Source organism: Buttiauxella massiliensis, from assembly GCF_902500225.1.
Lineage (GTDB): Bacteria > Pseudomonadota > Gammaproteobacteria > Enterobacterales > Enterobacteriaceae > Buttiauxella > Buttiauxella massiliensis.
In genome coordinates this window covers 308397-325155 of sequence record NZ_LR722648.1, presented here as the reverse complement: position 1 = coordinate 325155, position 16759 = coordinate 308397, and the positions used below count along the sequence as shown (strand labels likewise).

At 48.6% G+C, this 16759-nt stretch carries 15 protein-coding genes; 10 read left to right on the top strand and 5 right to left on the bottom strand.

The genetic code is table 11. The annotated features are described in order from the left end of the window. Nucleotides 1–24: 24 nt before the first annotated feature. The 6 genes from dusC (at nt 25) to GC128_RS01460 (ending at nt 8428) form a co-directional block, all read left to right on the top strand. The gene (gene dusC / locus GC128_RS01485) at nt 25–957 is read left to right on the top strand and encodes a tRNA dihydrouridine(16) synthase DusC (protein WP_151992794.1); all 933 of its coding nucleotides are present in this window, start codon (nt 25–27) and stop codon (nt 955–957) included. Between the two features lie 232 nt (nt 958–1189). Beyond that, complete coding sequence (locus GC128_RS01480) at nt 1190–2770, top strand: carbohydrate porin (RefSeq protein WP_151992793.1); 1581 nt, start codon at nt 1190–1192, stop codon at nt 2768–2770. Between the two features lie 49 nt (nt 2771–2819). After that, the gene (locus GC128_RS01475; RefSeq protein ID WP_151992792.1) at nt 2820–4004 is read left to right on the top strand and encodes an esterase; all 1185 of its coding nucleotides are present in this window, start codon (nt 2820–2822) and stop codon (nt 4002–4004) included. A gap of 164 nt (nt 4005–4168) precedes the next feature. After that, nucleotides 4169–5011 (top strand): transcriptional antiterminator BglG, encoded by an 843-nt coding sequence (gene bglG, locus GC128_RS01470; protein ID WP_151992937.1) that lies wholly within the window; start codon nt 4169–4171, stop codon nt 5009–5011. Between the two features lie 152 nt (nt 5012–5163). After that, the gene (bglF, locus tag GC128_RS01465) at nt 5164–7026 is read left to right on the top strand and encodes a PTS beta-glucoside transporter subunit IIABC (RefSeq protein ID WP_151992791.1); all 1863 of its coding nucleotides are present in this window, start codon (nt 5164–5166) and stop codon (nt 7024–7026) included. A gap of 10 nt (nt 7027–7036) precedes the next feature. Then, nucleotides 7037–8428, top strand: coding sequence for a glycoside hydrolase family 1 protein (locus GC128_RS01460; RefSeq protein WP_064517269.1), 1392 nt, complete (start codon nt 7037–7039; stop codon nt 8426–8428). Between the two features lie 57 nt (nt 8429–8485). Here the strand turns inward: GC128_RS01460 and GC128_RS01455 are convergent, their stop codons facing one another. From GC128_RS01455 to GC128_RS01440, 4 genes are all read right to left on the bottom strand, one after another. Then, complete coding sequence (locus tag GC128_RS01455) at nt 8486–9400, bottom strand: LysR family transcriptional regulator (protein ID WP_151992790.1); 915 nt, start codon at nt 9398–9400, stop codon at nt 8486–8488. Nucleotides 9401–9520: 120 nt separating this feature from the next. Beyond that, nucleotides 9521–9604 (bottom strand): small membrane protein YohP, encoded by an 84-nt coding sequence (gene yohP / locus GC128_RS01450; RefSeq protein ID WP_072009412.1) that lies wholly within the window; start codon nt 9602–9604, stop codon nt 9521–9523. Nucleotides 9605–9710: 106 nt separating this feature from the next. After that, nucleotides 9711–10448: a class I SAM-dependent methyltransferase gene (locus GC128_RS01445; protein ID WP_151992789.1), complete on the bottom strand. Its 738-nt coding sequence runs from the start codon at nt 10446–10448 to the stop codon at nt 9711–9713. 130 nt (nt 10449–10578) lie between these two features. Then, nucleotides 10579–11727 (bottom strand): MFS transporter, encoded by a 1149-nt coding sequence (locus GC128_RS01440; protein ID WP_226811971.1) that lies wholly within the window; start codon nt 11725–11727, stop codon nt 10579–10581. A gap of 242 nt (nt 11728–11969) precedes the next feature. Between GC128_RS01440 and GC128_RS01435 the strand changes: the two genes are divergently transcribed. The 3 genes from GC128_RS01435 to GC128_RS01425 all read left to right on the top strand — a co-directional run bounded on the left by GC128_RS01435 (nt 11970) and on the right by GC128_RS01425 (nt 14884). Next, entirely contained in the window at nt 11970–12434 is a 465-nt protein-coding gene (locus tag GC128_RS01435) for a winged helix-turn-helix transcriptional regulator (protein ID WP_151992787.1), read from the top strand. A gap of 165 nt (nt 12435–12599) precedes the next feature. Further along, nucleotides 12600–14045 carry a multidrug resistance outer membrane protein MdtQ gene (gene mdtQ, locus GC128_RS01430; protein ID WP_151992786.1) on the top strand — a complete coding sequence of 482 codons (1446 nt, stop codon included), beginning with the start codon at nt 12600–12602 and terminating at the stop codon, nt 14043–14045. 65 nt (nt 14046–14110) lie between these two features. Further along, entirely contained in the window at nt 14111–14884 is a 774-nt protein-coding gene (locus GC128_RS01425; RefSeq protein WP_151992785.1) for an SDR family oxidoreductase, read from the top strand. Here the strand turns inward: GC128_RS01425 and GC128_RS01420 are convergent. Further along, entirely contained in the window at nt 14881–15450 is a 570-nt protein-coding gene (locus tag GC128_RS01420; RefSeq protein WP_151992784.1) for a DedA family protein, read from the bottom strand. The two genes, GC128_RS01425 and GC128_RS01420, sit on opposite strands and share 4 nt — an antisense overlap. Nucleotides 15451–15680: 230 nt before the next feature. Between GC128_RS01420 and GC128_RS01415 the strand changes: the two genes are divergently transcribed. After that, nucleotides 15681–16670 (top strand): TRAP transporter substrate-binding protein, encoded by a 990-nt coding sequence (locus GC128_RS01415; protein ID WP_151992783.1) that lies wholly within the window; start codon nt 15681–15683, stop codon nt 16668–16670. Nucleotides 16671–16759: the final 89 nt, after the last annotated feature.

Here is a 16759-nt window from a genome sequence, read left to right as displayed (position 1 = left end):
CTCTTTTTTTACCGGAAAAACGCTATGCGTGTACTGCTCGCGCCGATGGAAGGGGTTCTCGACTCGTTGGTTCGTGAACTGCTGACAGAGGTCAATGACTACGACTTGTGTATCACCGAGTTCTTGCGTGTGGTCGACCAGCTTTTGCCGGCAAAATCCTTCCATAAACTTTGCCCGGAACTTCATCAGGCGAGCCGTACATCGTCCGGTACGTTAGTCCGTATTCAACTCCTGGGGCAACATCCACAATGGCTGGCTGAAAACGCTGCGCGTGCGGTGGAGCTAGGTTCCTGGGGTGTTGATCTAAACTGCGGCTGCCCGTCCAAACTTGTGAATGGTAGCGGCGGCGGTGCCACACTGCTCAAAGACCCCGATCTGATTTACCGTGGTGCGAAAGCGATGCGTGAGGCCGTGCCTGCGCACTTACCCGTAACCGTTAAAATTCGACTCGGGTGGGACAGCGATGCGCGGCAGTTTGAAATTGCCGATGCGGTGCAGCAGGCAGGCGCCACTGAACTTGTCGTTCACGGGCGTACCAAAGAAGATGGCTACAAAGCCGAACGTATTAACTGGTCGGCGATTGGCGAAATCCGCAAACGGTTATCGATCCCGGTGATTGCCAACGGTGAAATCTGGGACTGGCAAAGTGCGCAAGATTGCATGGCGGCAACGGGCTGTGATGCCGTGATGATCGGCCGTGGCGCGCTCAATATCCCCAACTTAAGCCGCGTAATTAAATACAACGAGCCGCGTATGCCATGGCCGGATGTAGTAAAACTTCTGCAAAAATATAGCCAGCTCGAAAAGCAGGGCGATACCGGTATGTATCACGTTGCGCGCATCAAGCAGTGGCTGGGGTATTTGCGTAAAGAATATGTTGAAGCAACAGAATTATTTACTGAAATCCGAACCTATAAAACGTCGACTACCATTAGTAATGCGATTAATAGCTTATAATTAAAGGTTCTACTAATTGATAAAAAGCTAGATAACGGTCACATACTATTTAAATAAACATTGCCTTAAATCTGCTGATGTTTATTATCGACAGCGTAATAGATTATTGGATTGTTACTGCTTAAGCAGGCAAAACCTGAACCTCCTTATTTAAGGGGGGGCGGGTTTTTTTGTTTTTGTCAGAAGGCGATCTGCAATTAAGTTACCATTTTTCTTGCTTCTGGGGATTTATATGGATATTAAATCACAATATGCACTCACCACGTTGCTTCTGACACCACTATTATTTCCTTTTTATACGCATAGTAGTGCGAAACTTTCCGTAGAACAGCGTCTGGAAATGTTGGAAAACGATTTAAAGGAAACCAAAAAAGAACTGCAATATTATAAGTCACAGGAGGAAATTAATCGCAAAAATATTTCTTCAATGAATGTATTGGCCAAGCAAACTACTCGGCCTGATGAGGTATTAGTGGCTAAAACTTCACAGGTATCTGATAAAACCACGCCACAAATAGCGGCCATGACCATGAGCGACCTGAGCAAGTTTGTTAAGGAAGATATTGGCTTTAGCTATAACGGCTATTTTCGCTCGGGCTGGGGTACTACCACTGAAGGTGCGCCAAAATCTTGGGCTATTGGCTCATTAGGGCGTTTGGGTAACGAATATAGCAACTGGTTTGATTTAAAGCTTTCACAACGGGTTTATAACGAAGGAGGGAAAACGGTTCATGCGGTAGTGCAACTGGACGGCAATGTCGGCCAGCAATATTCCGCGGGTTGGTTTGGTGATAATACGAACAATCAAAATTACCTTCAATTTTCAGATCTTTATGTTAACACCAAAGGCTTCGTACCTTTCGCGCCAGAAGCCGATTTCTGGGTCGGTAAGCACCAGTTACCGATGTATGAAATCCAGATGCTGGACTGGAAAACTCAGCGTACCGATGGTGGCGGTGGTTTAGGTATTCAGGATATGAAGCTGGGAAGTGGCAAGCTGGATATCGCCTTAATACGTGAAGATATTGATGGCTATAATCAGGATCTCAGTAAATCACAGAAACTGAATGTGAATACCATTGACGCGCGTTATAAGTCGATTCCATTGTGGGAGAAAGCGGAGCTTATGGTTAATGGCCGGTATGCCATAGCGAATCAGAATGACACGCAAAATAATAACGAAGACAAGAATGGCTATTATCGCTGGAAAGATACCTGGATGGTCGGTACCGCGCTGAAACAACATTTTGACAATGGCGGGTTTAATGAATTTAGCTTCTTGGTGGCAAATAACTCTTTAGCCAGTAGTTTTGCCCGCTACTCAGGTTCGAGCCCTTACATTTCCTTTAATGGGCGTTATTACGGTAAGCATACTGGTGGTACTGCATTGAGACTTGTCTCACAGGGTGAAACGTATTTACGTGACGATATTATTCTGGCTAATGCACTAGTTTATTCACGTGGTGAAGATGTTTATAGCTATGAAACCGGATCACATACTGATTTTGAAAGCGTTCGTGCAGTTATTCGCCCAGCCTATATCTGGGATAAATATAACCAGACGGGAATTGAACTAGGTTATTTCAACCAGCAAAATACCAATAAATCTGGCGATGAATTTACTGAATCCGGTTATAAAACCACGCTCTATCACGCATTCAAGGTTAACACCAGTATGTTAACTTCACGTCCGGAAATACGTTTCTATGGCACATATATTCACTCACTGAATAATGAACTGGATAATTTTAGTTTTGCGGATGAGAAAAACGACCAAATTGCCATCGGAGCTCAGGCTGAAGTGTGGTGGTAAAAATGGATGATATTCATGTAGAAAATAATGGATGAAATAAGGAAATATGATGAAAATTAAGCTGCATTATTTATCATTATTTGTCGTGGGTCTGTTGGGTACGCCACCCTTTCAGGCATTAGCGCTACCCGCTACACCGGCCGCGACAGTGCCGGTTAGCCAATACATTACGAGTCTGAATAGCGATAACTCCGTGACGTACCGTTTGTTTGCACCCACGGCAAAACGAGTTTCGGTTGTCGTCGGCAGTACGCCAGACAACCAGGTGACTCAGGATCTGAAGCTTGATGACACTGGGGTCTGGTCCTGGACCAGCACCGCGCTTAAGCCAAATCTTTACGAATACTATTTTGATATAGACGGCTTTCGGAGCATTGATACCGGCAGTCGCTTCACCAAGCCTCAACGCCAGGTTAACACCAGTCTAATCCTTGTACCCGGCAGCATTTTAGATGAGCGCGCCGTGCCGCACGGCGACCTGCGTACGTTAACCTATCATTCCAGTGCGTTGCAGGCTGAGCGGCAGGTTTATGTCTGGACGCCGCCGGGATACAAAGCGGGCGGTGAGCCACTGCCGGTGCTCTATTTTTATCATGGCTTTGGCGATACTGGTCTGTCAGCCATCACCCAGGGGCGCATTCCGCAAATCATGGATAACTTACTGGCAGAAGGCAAAATTAAGCCCATGCTGGTTGTTGTGCCGGATACCGAAACTGATATCCAACAGGCAGTGGCAGAAAACTTCCCGCCCGTCGAGCGGCGCAAAGATTTCTATCCTCTTAACGCGAGTGCGGCAGATAAAGAGCTGATGCAGGACATCATTCCACTGATTGACAATCGGTTTACCACGCGGAAAGATGCGGCAGGCAGGGCGTTAGCAGGTTTATCACAAGGCGGTTATCAGGCGCTGGTTTCTGGAATGAGCCATCTGGATAGTTTTGGCTGGTTGGCAACATTTAGCGGTGTGACGACCACTACCGTGCCAAATGAAGCCGTTTCCCGTCAGTTCGCACAACCGAAGGCAATTAACCAGCAGTTGCGGAACTTCACCCTTGTAGTGGGGGAAAAAGATGGCGTCACGGGTAAAGATATCGCCGGTCTGAAAAGCCAGATTCAACAGCAAGGAGTGAAATTTAGTTATAAACTTTACCCAGGATTGGGACACGAAATGGATGTCTGGCGACCAGCGTATGCAGAATTTGTGCAGCAGCTGTTCGTTAATCCACGCAAGTAAGCTCGCGACAGCCGTCACGCTTTGCGGTTTATGGCATTGAGAGGCGGAACGAAACTGGTAGAGTGACCGGACTGGATTGTTACTGCGTATGCAGGCAAAACCTGATGTTCTGGCTCTGGTCGGATGTCAGGTTTTTTTGTTTCTGGAGTATGGATAAAGTACGGATGAAAATCGCCAAAATACTCAATAACAACGTAGTGGTGATTCTGGACGAGCACGGGCGCGAGCAAGTCGTCATGGGACGTGGTCTGGGTTTCCAGAAACATATTGGAGAGCCGCTGGAAAGGGAGAAAATCGAAAAGGTTTTCGCCCTTAAAAGCGACGAACTGGTTGCGCGCCTGGGTGAATTACTCAGCCAAATCCCGCTGGAAGTGATGACCACCTGCGATCGCATTATTGAGCTTTCGCGTCAGCGGTTGGGTAAATTGCAAGAAAGCCTCTACATCACGCTGACCGATCATTGCCATTTTGCAATTGAGCGACAAAAGAAAGGGGTGGTGATTCGCAACGTATTGCTGTGGGAAATTAAGCGTCTTTACCCTAAAGAATTTTTGCTCGGCCAGGAAGCGTTGACCATCATAGAAAAGCGTCTGAATGTTCAGTTAGCGGAAGACGAAGCGGGGTTTATTGCTCTGCATCTGGTGACGGCGCAATTGAACAGCGAAATGCCTGAAGTGATGCACGTTACACGCGTGATGCAGGAAATCTTGCAGATAGTAAAATACCAGTTACGTTTTGAATATGACGAAGATAGCCTGAGTTATCAGCGCTTTGTAACGCATCTGAAGTTTTTTGCCCAACGGATGCTTAGCCGTAAAGTGGTGGCAGATGACGATGTCACGCTACATGCGGCGGTGAAAGATAATTATCCGCAAGCGTGGCGTTGTGCGGAAAAGCTCAGCCGCCATCTGATGACGGAATATCAGCGGGAGTTAACCACAGAAGAAATTATGTTCCTCGCGATTCACATTGAGCGGGTGCGTAAAGAGAGTCTTAAAGTTTCATAACGGCGTGCCGAAAGGCCGACGAAAACAAAAACGGATTGTTACTGCTGCGGCAGGCAAAACCTGAGCACTGGCTTCTTCTTGCGGGAAGTCGGTCTCAGGTTTTTTTTGAATTTTACTCAGACACATATGCCGAAAGGTGAAAGGAAAGAATGATGGGATATCAAGACGTTGCAAGAGATATTCTGACCCATGTCGGTGGGCGAGAAAATATAGTCAGCCTGGTACACTGCGCTACGCGCCTGCGATTTAAGCTTAAAGACCATAAAAATGCCAATGCAGATGCCCTGAAAAAAAATCCTGGCGTGATTATGGTGGTGGAAAGCGGCGGGCAATTCCAGGTGGTGATTGGCAACCATGTGCACGATGTCTACAACTCGGTGCGCGACCTGGCGGGGATAACTGACGACCAGGAACAAGTGCTGCAAACATCTGCGCAGAAGGTCAATCTACTAGGGCGGCTGATTGATATTGTCTCAGGGATATTTACGCCGTTCCTTGGTGTGATGGCTGCCTCAGGGATTCTGAAAGGTTTGCTGGCGCTGGCAGTTGTCTGTGGCTGGCTTGCCACCGATAGCGGAACTTATAAGCTTTGGTTTGCTGCAAGCGACTCGCTGTTTTATTTCTTCCCGCTGGCACTGGGTTACACCGCTGGTAAGAAATTCGGTGGCAACCCGTTTCTTACCATGGCGATTGGCGGTGCGCTGACGCATCCGCTGATGCTTCAAGCGTTTGAAGTGACCAGCCAACCGGCTGGTGTTCAAGAGTATTTTCTTGGCATACCGATAACCTTCATTAACTACAGTTCATCGGTGATCCCGATTATTTTTGCCGCATGGGTGAGTTGCTGGCTTGAAAAACACTTCAATAAACTGCTGCCATCTGCGGTGCGTAACTTCTTTACGCCATTGTTTTGTCTGGCCATCACTGTGCCGCTGACATTCTTATTGATTGGCCCGGCGGCGACCTGGCTGAGCCAGACTCTGGCCCATGGTTATCAGGCGATTTATGCCTTTGCACCATGGCTGGCGGGCGGATTTATGGGGGCGGTCTGGCAGATTTGCGTCATCTTTGGCCTGCACTGGGGATTAGTCCCTTTAATGATCAATAACTTGAGCGTACTTGGCTACGACACAATGGTGCCTTTGTTATTGCCCGCGGTCATGGGGCAGGTGGGGGCAACGCTAGGCGTGTTACTTCGCACCCGCGATAAGAAGCTTAGAGTGCTGGCAGGATCGGCGGTCACGGCAGGAATTTTTGGTATCACCGAACCGGCCGTGTATGGGGTGACATTGCCAAACCGTCGTTCGTTTATCTTTGGTTGTGTGGCAGGGGCTGTCGGCGGTGTGATTATCGGGTATTGCCAGACCAGCGTATTTTCATTTGGCTTGGTTAGCGTGTTCACTTTTTCGCAGATTATTCCGCCAACTGGGGTCGATATATCCGTATGGGGCGCGATTCTTGGGACCGTGCTGGCGTTTTCTCTGGCATGTATCATGACCTATATCGCCGGGTTACCGCGTAGTGAAGTGGCAACAGAAATCGCTATCGTCCAGCCAACAGAAAACGACATCCTTGCGCCAATGAGTGGCACGGTTCTGGCTATGAATGAAGTTCCAGATTCCACATTCGCCAGCGGTTTGCTTGGCGAAGGGGCGGCGATAATCCCGCTGACAGGCAAGGTTATCGCACCTTTCAATGGCGAAGTAGCGTCGTTATTCCAGACACGCCATGCCATTGGTTTACTTAGCAATAGCGGCATTGAAGTACTGATTCACATTGGTATTGATACGGTAAAACTGAATGGTCAGCACTTCACGACCCATGTGAAAGTGGGGGACAAAATTAAGCCAGGTGACCTGCTCATTGAATTCGACAGACAGGCCATCCTGGATGCTGGGTACGACCTGGCAACACCGGTGATTATCAGCAATAGCGATGAATACACAGCAGTGACACGTATGACTAATAGCCATTCCATTGATTCGGGCATGCCGTTCCTGACGGTTCAACATTAAGGAGAAGTAGATGAAAGCATTTCCTGAGAAGTTTCTGTGGGGCGGCGCGATTGCCGCAAATCAGGTAGAAGGCGCGTGGCAGGAAGACGGAAAGGGGATTTCTACGTCCGACGTTCAGCCGCATGGCGTATTTGGTGATGTCGCCGAACGCAAACCAGGTGATTTTGGCATTAAAGATGTCGCCATTGATTTCTACCACCGCTACCCAGAGGATATCGCGCTATTTGCAGAAATGGGCTTTAGCTGCCTGCGCGTTTCCATTGCCTGGACGCGTATTTTCCCGCAAGGGGACGAAACTCAGCCAAATGAAGCGGGCCTTGCCTATTACGACCGTTTGTTTGATGAATTGGCGAAACATAACATCACGCCAATGGTGACCCTGTCCCACTACGAAATGCCGTGGGGACTGGTGAAAAATTATGGCGGTTGGGGCAATCGTGAAGTCATCACATTCTTTGAACGTTACGCCCGCACCGTGTTCACGCGTTATAAAAACAAAGTGAAACTGTGGCTGACGTTTAACGAAATCAACATGTCGCTGCATGCGCCAATGACGGGTGTTGGGCTAAGTGAGAGCAGCAGCAAAGCAGAAATTTATCAGGCGATTCACCATCAACTTGTTGCCAGTGCGTTGGCCGTGAAAGCCTGCCACGAAATCATTCCTGATGCGCGTATCGGTAACATGCTGCTTGGTGGCCTGGTTTATCCGCTGAGCTGTAAGCCAGAAGACGTGCTGGAAACCATGCAGGAAAACCGCAACTGGTTGTTCTTTGGTGATGTGCAGTGCCGGGGCGAGTACCCGGGTTATATGCTGCGTTACTTCCGCGACAACGGCATTAAGCTTGAGATCTCAGATAGCGACCGCGAAGCGCTGAAAACCACAATCGACTTTATTTCGTTCAGCTATTACATGACGGGTTGCGTCACTTCTGATGAAGCTCTGAATGAGAAGGCGCGTGGCAATATCCTCAATATGGTGCCAAACCCGCACCTGCCGAGTTCTGAGTGGGGCTGGCAGATTGACCCAGTAGGCCTGCGTATTTTGCTCAACAAGCTGTGGGATCGTTATCAAAAGCCGCTGTTTATTGTTGAAAACGGCCTTGGTGCTAAAGACAAGCTCGAAGCCGATGGCACAGTGCATGACGACTACCGCATTAGCTACCTCAACGACCACCTGGTGCAGGTGCGCGAAGCGATTGAAGATGGTGTTGAAGTGCTGGGCTACACCTGCTGGGGGCCAATTGACCTGGTGAGCGCATCGAAAGCTGAGTTATCTAAGCGCTACGGCTTTATCTATGTCGATCGCGACGACCAGGGCAACGGTACCCTTGAGCGCCGACGTAAGAAAAGCTTCAACTGGTATAAAGAAGTGATTGCCAGTAATGGGGCGAGTCTGAAGTAGGTCGGATAAGCTTGCGCCATCCGACATTTGGCGGATGGCATTTTATTTTAAATAAGCTTAACCCACCAGGCGCTTAATAAACCCACGAACCCACATCAGCGCCGCGTCACTGTTATGGCGCTGATGCCATAGCAATGCCACATCAAACGGGGCCATCTCCAGCGGAACTGGGCTGCTGCGTAATCCCCATGTTTTCTGCCAACTCTCACAAAGCCCCTGCGGCACGGTCGCTAGCACAGGCATCATGCTTAACAAACCCGGTAATGCGGAGAAATGTGGCGTGGTGTAGCTAATCTCACGTTTTAGACCCTGCCTGGCTAACAATGTGTCGATGTGGCTACTGGAGGCTTCACGGTAACTCACCAGAACATGTTGCTGTGCGGCATATGTCTCAGCGCTCAGCGGTTCCTCAAGCTGTAGCTGAGTGGGATTCCAGAGAGTGACAAACTCCATTGCACTCAACTGTTCACGCTCCATCCAGCGCGCTGACTGATTCGCCACGCTGATGATCATATCCACTTCGCCACCTTCCAGACGCTGCGCATCAGTGAAGGGATCGCTTGCCACCACGTTAAGGCGCACACCCGGGGCATGCTCGCGCAACGCAGGAACCAGTTGCGGCATCAGCCACATCTCTACCCAATCGGTCATGCCAATGGTAACGGTTGCTTTCGCATGCGCAGGGTTGAACTCTGCCTGTTGGAACAGTGCGCTCTGCAATTGCTCCAGCAATGGCATTAGCTCGGTGTGCAGTTCTGTGGCCCGTGCAGTGGGCTGCATACGATGCCCGCTACGAATAAATAGTGGGTCGTCAAACATTTCCCGTAGACGAGCGAGTGAGCCGCTCACCGCAGGCTGCCCCAGGTGCAGCTTATCAGCCGCCAGCGAGACGCTTTGTTCGCGAAATAAAACCGCAAAGGCAATCAGCAGGTTGAGGTCAATTTTGCGAAAATCACTTTCTTTGATAGTCATTATTTCTCCAATCAATTGGAGTGATAATAATGCTTCGCCACCAGGGTTCGCAAGTGTAGGGGATTTAAATCGAAGGAAGAGATAAGCAAAGGGGTGCCACCATGGTGGCACCCGCAGATATCAGAAAATCATTTTAAACACGCCAGTCACGACCAGTAAGCCAATAATAAAGATAATCAAAACTGCCCATAGAATAATTTTCATCAATGCTTCCTATTTTATGACTAGTGTTTAAAGAGTATAGGCAAGGATGGAAAACGCGGGGGGAGTGACCTCCCCTTGAGCGGAAAATGAGAATAGTTGAAGGCAATTAGATAAGTGGTTTACGCGCCGCCAGCAGGAAAATCATTGGGCGTTCTTTTTCTTCATCAAGCGCTGGATTTTGCGCGATTTGCTCGGCGCTCGGGCCCCATTCATCAAGTTTCTCGATGACAAACCCACTGGCAATGAGTGCGTTTATCCAGCTTGAAAGTTTGCGGTGTTGCTTCTTCACGCCGTCGGCAAACCAGTTACTGATGCGCTCGCCCTCTTGTTGATAATGGTTCACCGGCCAGGATTTTTGCCCGGTCTGGTCAGCCAGCCAACCCTGTTGCATTGGTGCGGTATAAATTGGATGTTCTGCTGAAAACACCAGCATGCCACCGGGCACCAGCGCCTGATGAAGCGTTGCAAACAGCGCGTCTATATTTTCCAGATAATGCAGGGCAAGTGAGCTGTAAAACAGATCGACACTTTGTGGCTCAAGCTGCAACTGTTCGAGATCTTCACGGCGATAAACGATCCCTACGCCACTCGTCATTTCTTGCGCTTTTTCCAGCATCTTTAATGAGACATCAAGCCCTAATACATTTGCTGCCCCTTGTTCACGCGCGTAACGGCAAAACCAGCCGTAACCGCAACCTAAATCGACCACCGATTTGCCCTGCAATTCAGGTAACAGTGTTTGCATTGCTGCCCATTCAGGTGCGCCATCCAACCCTTTAATTGAGCGGTCGAGCGTGGCGTATCCTTCAAAAAAAGCCGGGTTGTTGTAGATATTTTGTGTCATTGCAACTCCTGTTCGCAAAGCCGTGATTGGCAGGCTATCAGCAGGTAGAAATCTGCGTTGCTGAGCTGATAGTGAGACATTGAACTGCTCAAATTATATCTTTAGAAAATCCATGCCTCTGGCTGTAATTTCATTCTTTCTGTGACCATAACCAGAATAGCAAAGCTGCCGCACTGATTCCTGCACCTAACGCGCACACTGCGTACCAACCCCAAAGTGAGTAAAACTGGGTTGAGGCGATGGCGCCCAGTGCGCTGCCCAAAGAATAAAAGCACATATAGGCCCCGACCAGGCTGCTGTGTGCATTAGGTATTGCGGAAAATATAAGACTCTGGTTTGTCACGTGTACCGCTTGTACGGCGAAATCCAGCACTATGACACCAACAATTAGTAACAGGAGGGATCTTTCGGCGAATGCAATGGGTAACCAGGAAAGCAGCAATAAGGTCAGTGATAACCCCGTAGTACATTGTCCCATGCCCCGATCGGCCCACTTCCCGGCTTTTGACGCAGCCAATGCCCCAGCAATACCTGCCAGGCCAAACATACCTATTTGAGTATGTGAGAGCGATTGCGCGCTTAGCGGTAATACCATGGATGTCCAAAATATGCTGAAAGCGGCAAAAATAAGCAGGGCAAATATCCCTCTGGCTCTTAGCGTTGGTTCAGTTATAAAAAGTATAAATACTGACTTTATCAGCACCCAATAAGAACTCTTAACCCGTGGCTGTGGCAAGGAGGGGATTGCTTTGTAAAGTACGCCAGCCATCATCAGCATGAGGCAGGCAGAGCTCAAATACACGGCACGCCACCCCGCAACGTCGGCAATGACACCTGATGTAAAACGAGCCAGGAGAATGCCCAGTACCACGCCACTTGTCACAGCACCGACGGCTTTTCCTCTCTGATGTGTTGCCGCTAGCGAAGCCGTATAGACCACCACAATCTGAACGACCACTGCCATTAGTCCGACAAAAACCATCGCCCCCAGAAATGTTGCCCAGTTTTGAGAGAAACCAGCAATGAACAATGCTGTCGCTAAAAGCACCATCTGGATAATGACGAGATATTTACGATTAACGATATCGCCAAGGGGAACGATAAAAAGTAGGCCAGCCCCATATCCGACCTGAGTCATTGTCACAACCATACCTATCGCAGCAGACTGTACGCTGAAGCTTTTTGCCATAGATTCGAGGAGAGGCTGCGCAAAGTAAACATTCGCGACGGCAAGCGCAGACGTCAATGAAAAGAGAAGTGTTAGAGCTGGTGTTAACAAAGGTGCAGCCCGCGAGTGGTTTTGACTATTATTTTCTGTTTTAGAAACAGTACTGCCGGCTGTTATTTCTGTTTTAACGACTGATACGACTGGTTTCACATTCATAACTAGTTTCCAGTGACATTGTAGTTGCTTTTAGCAACCGGATTATTTGTTTTTATCAGTGGTGGTTTTATTTTGCAACCAGTTTATTATGCGATTATGCTCTCGAAATATAAGTACGCGATTAAAAGGAAGCTCAAATGGCTAAACAGGAATCACTCACAGGCAGCGAATGCCCTGTCGCAAGGACTTTAGAGGCGATTGGCGAGCGATGGTGTTTGATGATAATTCGCGAGGCATTTGACGATGTTCGCCGGTTCAGCGAGTTTCAGAAAAACCTGGGTCTGGCAAAAAATATTCTGGCTGCGCGGTTGAAGCAGTTGGTCGAACTTGGGGTGCTTGAGATACGTCCAGCTTCAGACGGTAGTGCCTATAAAGAATATGTGCTCACAGAATGCGGACGTTCCGTCTTTCCTATCATTGTTGCTATGCGCCAGTGGGGCGAGCGCTACATGTTCGAAAAAGGAGAGACGCACTCTGTGTTGCTGGATAACGAGCTTGAACAAAACATTTTGCCACTAGAATTGCGTTCCGCTCGGGGGAAAAAACTCGAGCCCGGAGACTGCCACAGACGCCTGGTGGTCAAAACCGAAGACAGCGCCTAAAGAAGATGTAGTAACTATAATTATATTTAGCATAGTAATAATAATTACTGTAAATCAATTTCAAATTGTATCCCTTATTAACCTTGTGTGTATTGCCACTGATACCTAAACTTTTCAGTCCCGGAATGCGTAACCTGAGCCCTTTCTATTACTCTGTGGCTAATTATGACTTCCTCACGTTTCCCTCTCGCGGCGACTGGCGTCGCGTTAATGCTCGTTTTGTCTGGCTGCGCGCCAATGCATGATGACGATGCACCTCTCGCTCAAAAAACGCCTACACAACAGCTTGATACCAAACTTCCACCTGAGTTGGCACACGGTTGGCCGGGCAGTGATTGGTGGCGTGGTTACCACGATAGCCAAATTGACAGGTTGGTAGAACGCTCGCTCAAAGACTCACCAGACCTCGCCGTCGTGCAACAGCGTATTAAGCTTGCCCAGGCTCAGACGCAAATGCAGGAGGCAAGCGACGGGCCGCAGATGGATTTCTCAGCCAATATTGAGCGTCAGAAAATGTCCCAGGAGGGGGTGATGGGGCCATTTGCTCTGACTGATCCAGCCGCGGGTACTACAGGCCCGTACTACACCAACGGTAACTTTGGGTTGACCGCCAGTTGGGATCTGGATTTGTGGGGTAAAAACCGCTCGGAAGTGGAAGCTAAAGTGGGTGTCATGAGGGCGAAACAGGCGGAACTGGCTCAGGCGAAACAGGTTATTTCGGCAAATGTCGTGCGTTTGTATTGGGATGTTCAGACCCTGTTGGCATTAAAAGATGTGAAACAACAAACGCTTGCTGCGCAGAAGAAGATAGTTGATGTAGAGACAAGCCTCTATGCCGAAGGGATTAATTCATCGGTGGACGGCGTAGAACCCAATATCGATTTCGTGAAAACTCAGCAGCAGATTGATGAAATAGATGGGCGTATCAACATGGCGAAAGCGCAGCTCGCCGCAATTACCGGTGACGCCCATGCCGCATCAAATATTAAACGTGTATCGCTGCCGAACGTGAAAAGCCAGGTACCTGATCATATGGGTTATGAACTGTTGGCCCGTCGCCCAGATCTTCAGGAGGCGCACTGGTACATCGAATCCTCACTGAGTAGTGTTGATGCCGCAAAAGCCGCTTTCTACCCGGATGTAAACCTGAGTGCCTTCTTGCAAAATGATGCTCTGCACTTGAGTGATTTGTTCCGCGGTTCAGCTCAGCAAATGGGCGTGATTGGGGGCTTTACGCTGCCCATCTTCGACAGCGGCCAACTCAATGCCAACCTCGATATCGTGCGCGCGGAAAGTAATTTGTCGATTGCCAGCTACAACAAAGCAATTGTTGGAGCGGTAAACGATGTGGAGAAAGCAGCAAGCCAATTGAATGCTATTGCGGCTGAAAACCAGCACCAGGTTACCGTTTTGCAAGACACGCAAAAACTCAAGACGCTTGCCCAAGCTCGTTATAAAGCCGGGATTATTTCCGGTGCGAAGATGAGTGCCGCACTACTGCCAGATTTCTCCGAGCAGGCCAAAGCCATTCAGCTCCACGGCCAGTGGCTGAACGCTGATGTGCAGTTAGTCTCTGCATTAGGTGGGGGTTACCGGGCAGGAAAAGCGTAACGAACACGGATTTTTCTCCACCTCCTATAATTACGTACAGGTCAAAATGTACTCTGGAGGTGGGGATGTCTGGGGCTAATAAAGTCGTTATCGTCACGGCGTCGGATTCAGGAATTGGCAAAAAATGCGCGCTGCTTCTCGCGCAGCAGGGCTATGACGTGGGTATTACCTGGCATTCCGATGAACAGGGTGCGCAAGAAACAGCAGACCTGGTCAGAGGTTTCGGACGACGAGCCGAAACTGTGCAGCTTGATTTAGCCAATCTCCCGGACGGAGCAGCAGGTATTGACGAGCTGATTAGCCGTTTCGGACGTGTCGACGCGCTGGTTAATAATGCGGGTGCGATGAGCAAAAATCCTTTCCTTGATGTCACTCTCGAAGAGTGGCGTAAGCTTTTTACTGTCGATGTAGACGGCGCATTTCTCTGCTCGCAAAAAGTGGCACGGGCGATGATTTCGCAAGGTGAGGGCGGGCGAATCGTGAATATCACCTCTGTTCATGAGCACACGCCGCTTCCTGAAGCCTGCGCGTACACGGCGGCAAAACATGCGTTGGGTGGGTTAACTAAATCAATGGCTATGGAGCTGGTGCACCATAAAATTCTGGTCAATGCCGTGGCGCCCGGAGCCGTTGCCACGCCGATGAACGACATGAAAGAAGGTGACGGTGCGGGGAGCAAAATCCCGGAAATCCCTCTAGGGAGAGCGGGGGATACCGAGGAAATAGCCAGCCTGGTTGCATGGCTTTGTTCAGAAAGCGCCAGCTACACCACCGGACAATCGTTTATCGTCGACGGCGGTTTTATGTTTGCCAACCCGCATTTCAAACCGAAAGGTTAGTCTTGCTGATTATTCTCGCGGTGTTTAAACCACAATCGCACCAGCCACACTAAGGCGACCACGCCGAGCAACCAAATCCAGTGCTTAATATGTTGGTCCAGGTTATGCAGCCATGGGCCAACGACTTCACCGCCCACATATCCGAGTGTGGTGAAAAGGGTTGCCCAAATTAATGCGCCAACGATGTTAAGAGGGAGGAATATTTTCGGGGGTAGGCGGCTGGCACCGATCAAAATCGGCCCAATCACACGAAAACCGTACATAAAGCGCGAACCTATCACAAACCAGTAAGGGTGGCGGTTAATCAGCTTCTGCGCCTTAGTGATCTTCTTCTGATGCTTTTTAAAGCGCTCTGAAATTGAGCCACCAAAACGCCTGCCAACCAGATACAGCAGTTGGTCGCCAATCATGCCGCCGAGCGCGACAGACAGCACCACAAGCGGGAATTTGAGCAGCCCCTGGTGTGCTACAACGCCGCCTAGCAGTGTAATTGTTTCCCCTTCCGCCATGCTACCCACAACCAGTGCGGCATAGCCGTAATGCTCAATCAGATTATTAATATCCACAATGATGAATCTAACTCCTTGTTCTTTTACAACAACAGTATAGCGGTTGTTACGACACTTCTGTGTATTGGCGTGGTGTAAGTCACAAAATCACTACAAATAACAGAGGTTAAGTTGTTTATGTGAACTCATTCAAATTCTATTAATAACAATTGGTTTAATTTCAATTTGCAAAAATAAAACGATGGTTTAATTAATAAAGTACATTATTTCACAAGAAAGGATGCCTAATGTCTAAAAAATTGCTCCCTTTGGTTACGGGTTTATGTATCACCGGTGCCGCAATATTGTTTACTCCTTCTGTTTTAGCTCAAGTTATTAAAGCAGCTGATGTTCACCCGGCAGGTTACCCGAATGTTGTTGCAGTAGAGAAAATGGGTGAAAAGCTTAAGCAACAAACGAACGGTAATCTGGAAATTAAAATGTTCCCTAGCGGAGTACTGGGTGATGAAAAACAGATGATTGAACAGGCACAAATGGGGGCAATTGACATGATTCGTGTATCAATGGCACCTGTGGCAGCTATTCTCCCGGAAATAGAGGTTTTTACCCTACCGTATATTTTTGAAAATGAAGATCACATGCATAAAGTGGTTGATGGAAATATAGGTAAAGAAATCGGTGATAAAATTACCAATAACCCTAAATCAAAATTAGTATTCCTCGGCTGGATGGATTCCGGTACGCGTAATTTAATAACTAAAAAACCTGTTGTAACGCCAGAAGACTTAAAAGGCATGAAAATTCGTGTTCAGGGTAGCCCGGTCGCATTGGCGACGTTAAAAGCGATGGGGGCAAACTCTGTTTCTATGGGCGTGAGTGAAGTGTTTAGTGGCATGCAGACCGGTGTAATAGACGGTGCTGAAAATAACCCACCAACATTTGTGGCGCACAACTATATGCCAGTATCAAAAAACTACACGCTGAGTGGCCACTTTATTACCCCTGAAGTATTCCTCTATTCCAAAATAAGATGGGACAAACTCAAGCCGGAAGATCAACAAAAAATCCTGACCCTCGCCCGTGAAGCGCAGTTTGAGCAGCGTAAGCTGTGGCAGGACTACACCCAGAAAGCAGTTGATAAAATGAAGGCAGGTGGGGTGACCTTCCATGAAATTGATCGCTCTTACTTCATTAAAGCCACGGAGCCTGTACGCCAACAATATGGTGAAAAACATCAGGCGTTAATACAGGCCATTGCCGATGCAAACAAGTCTTAGTTTTTAAACTTGGCCTAATTAATTACTCTTAATTTATACACTCATCAGTACTCTGCCGGAAATATTCTGGCAGGTGCTGAGTTTTGTGA

Excerpts from the sequence above, each read along its gene's own strand:
- dusC (WP_151992794.1), top strand. The coding sequence starts at position 25 with ATGCGTGTACTGCTCGCGCCGATGGAAGGGGTTCTCGACTCGTTGGTT.
- GC128_RS01480 (WP_151992793.1), top strand. The coding sequence starts at position 1,190 with ATGGATATTAAATCACAATATGCACTCACCACGTTGCTTCTGACACCA.
- GC128_RS01475 (WP_151992792.1), top strand. The coding sequence starts at position 2,820 with ATGAAAATTAAGCTGCATTATTTATCATTATTTGTCGTGGGTCTGTTG.
- bglG (WP_151992937.1), top strand. The coding sequence starts at position 4,169 with ATGAAAATCGCCAAAATACTCAATAACAACGTAGTGGTGATTCTGGAC.
- bglF (WP_151992791.1), top strand. The coding sequence starts at position 5,164 with ATGGGATATCAAGACGTTGCAAGAGATATTCTGACCCATGTCGGTGGG.
- GC128_RS01460 (WP_064517269.1), top strand. The coding sequence starts at position 7,037 with ATGAAAGCATTTCCTGAGAAGTTTCTGTGGGGCGGCGCGATTGCCGCA.
- GC128_RS01455 (WP_151992790.1), bottom strand. The coding sequence starts at position 9,400 with ATGACTATCAAAGAAAGTGATTTTCGCAAAATTGACCTCAACCTGCTG.
- yohP (WP_072009412.1), bottom strand. The coding sequence starts at position 9,604 with ATGAAAATTATTCTATGGGCAGTTTTGATTATCTTTATTATTGGCTTA.
- GC128_RS01445 (WP_151992789.1), bottom strand. The coding sequence starts at position 10,448 with ATGACACAAAATATCTACAACAACCCGGCTTTTTTTGAAGGATACGCC.
- GC128_RS01435 (WP_151992787.1), top strand. The coding sequence starts at position 11,970 with ATGGCTAAACAGGAATCACTCACAGGCAGCGAATGCCCTGTCGCAAGG.
- mdtQ (WP_151992786.1), top strand. The coding sequence starts at position 12,600 with ATGACTTCCTCACGTTTCCCTCTCGCGGCGACTGGCGTCGCGTTAATG.
- GC128_RS01425 (WP_151992785.1), top strand. The coding sequence starts at position 14,111 with ATGTCTGGGGCTAATAAAGTCGTTATCGTCACGGCGTCGGATTCAGGA.
- GC128_RS01415 (WP_151992783.1), top strand. The coding sequence starts at position 15,681 with ATGTCTAAAAAATTGCTCCCTTTGGTTACGGGTTTATGTATCACCGGT.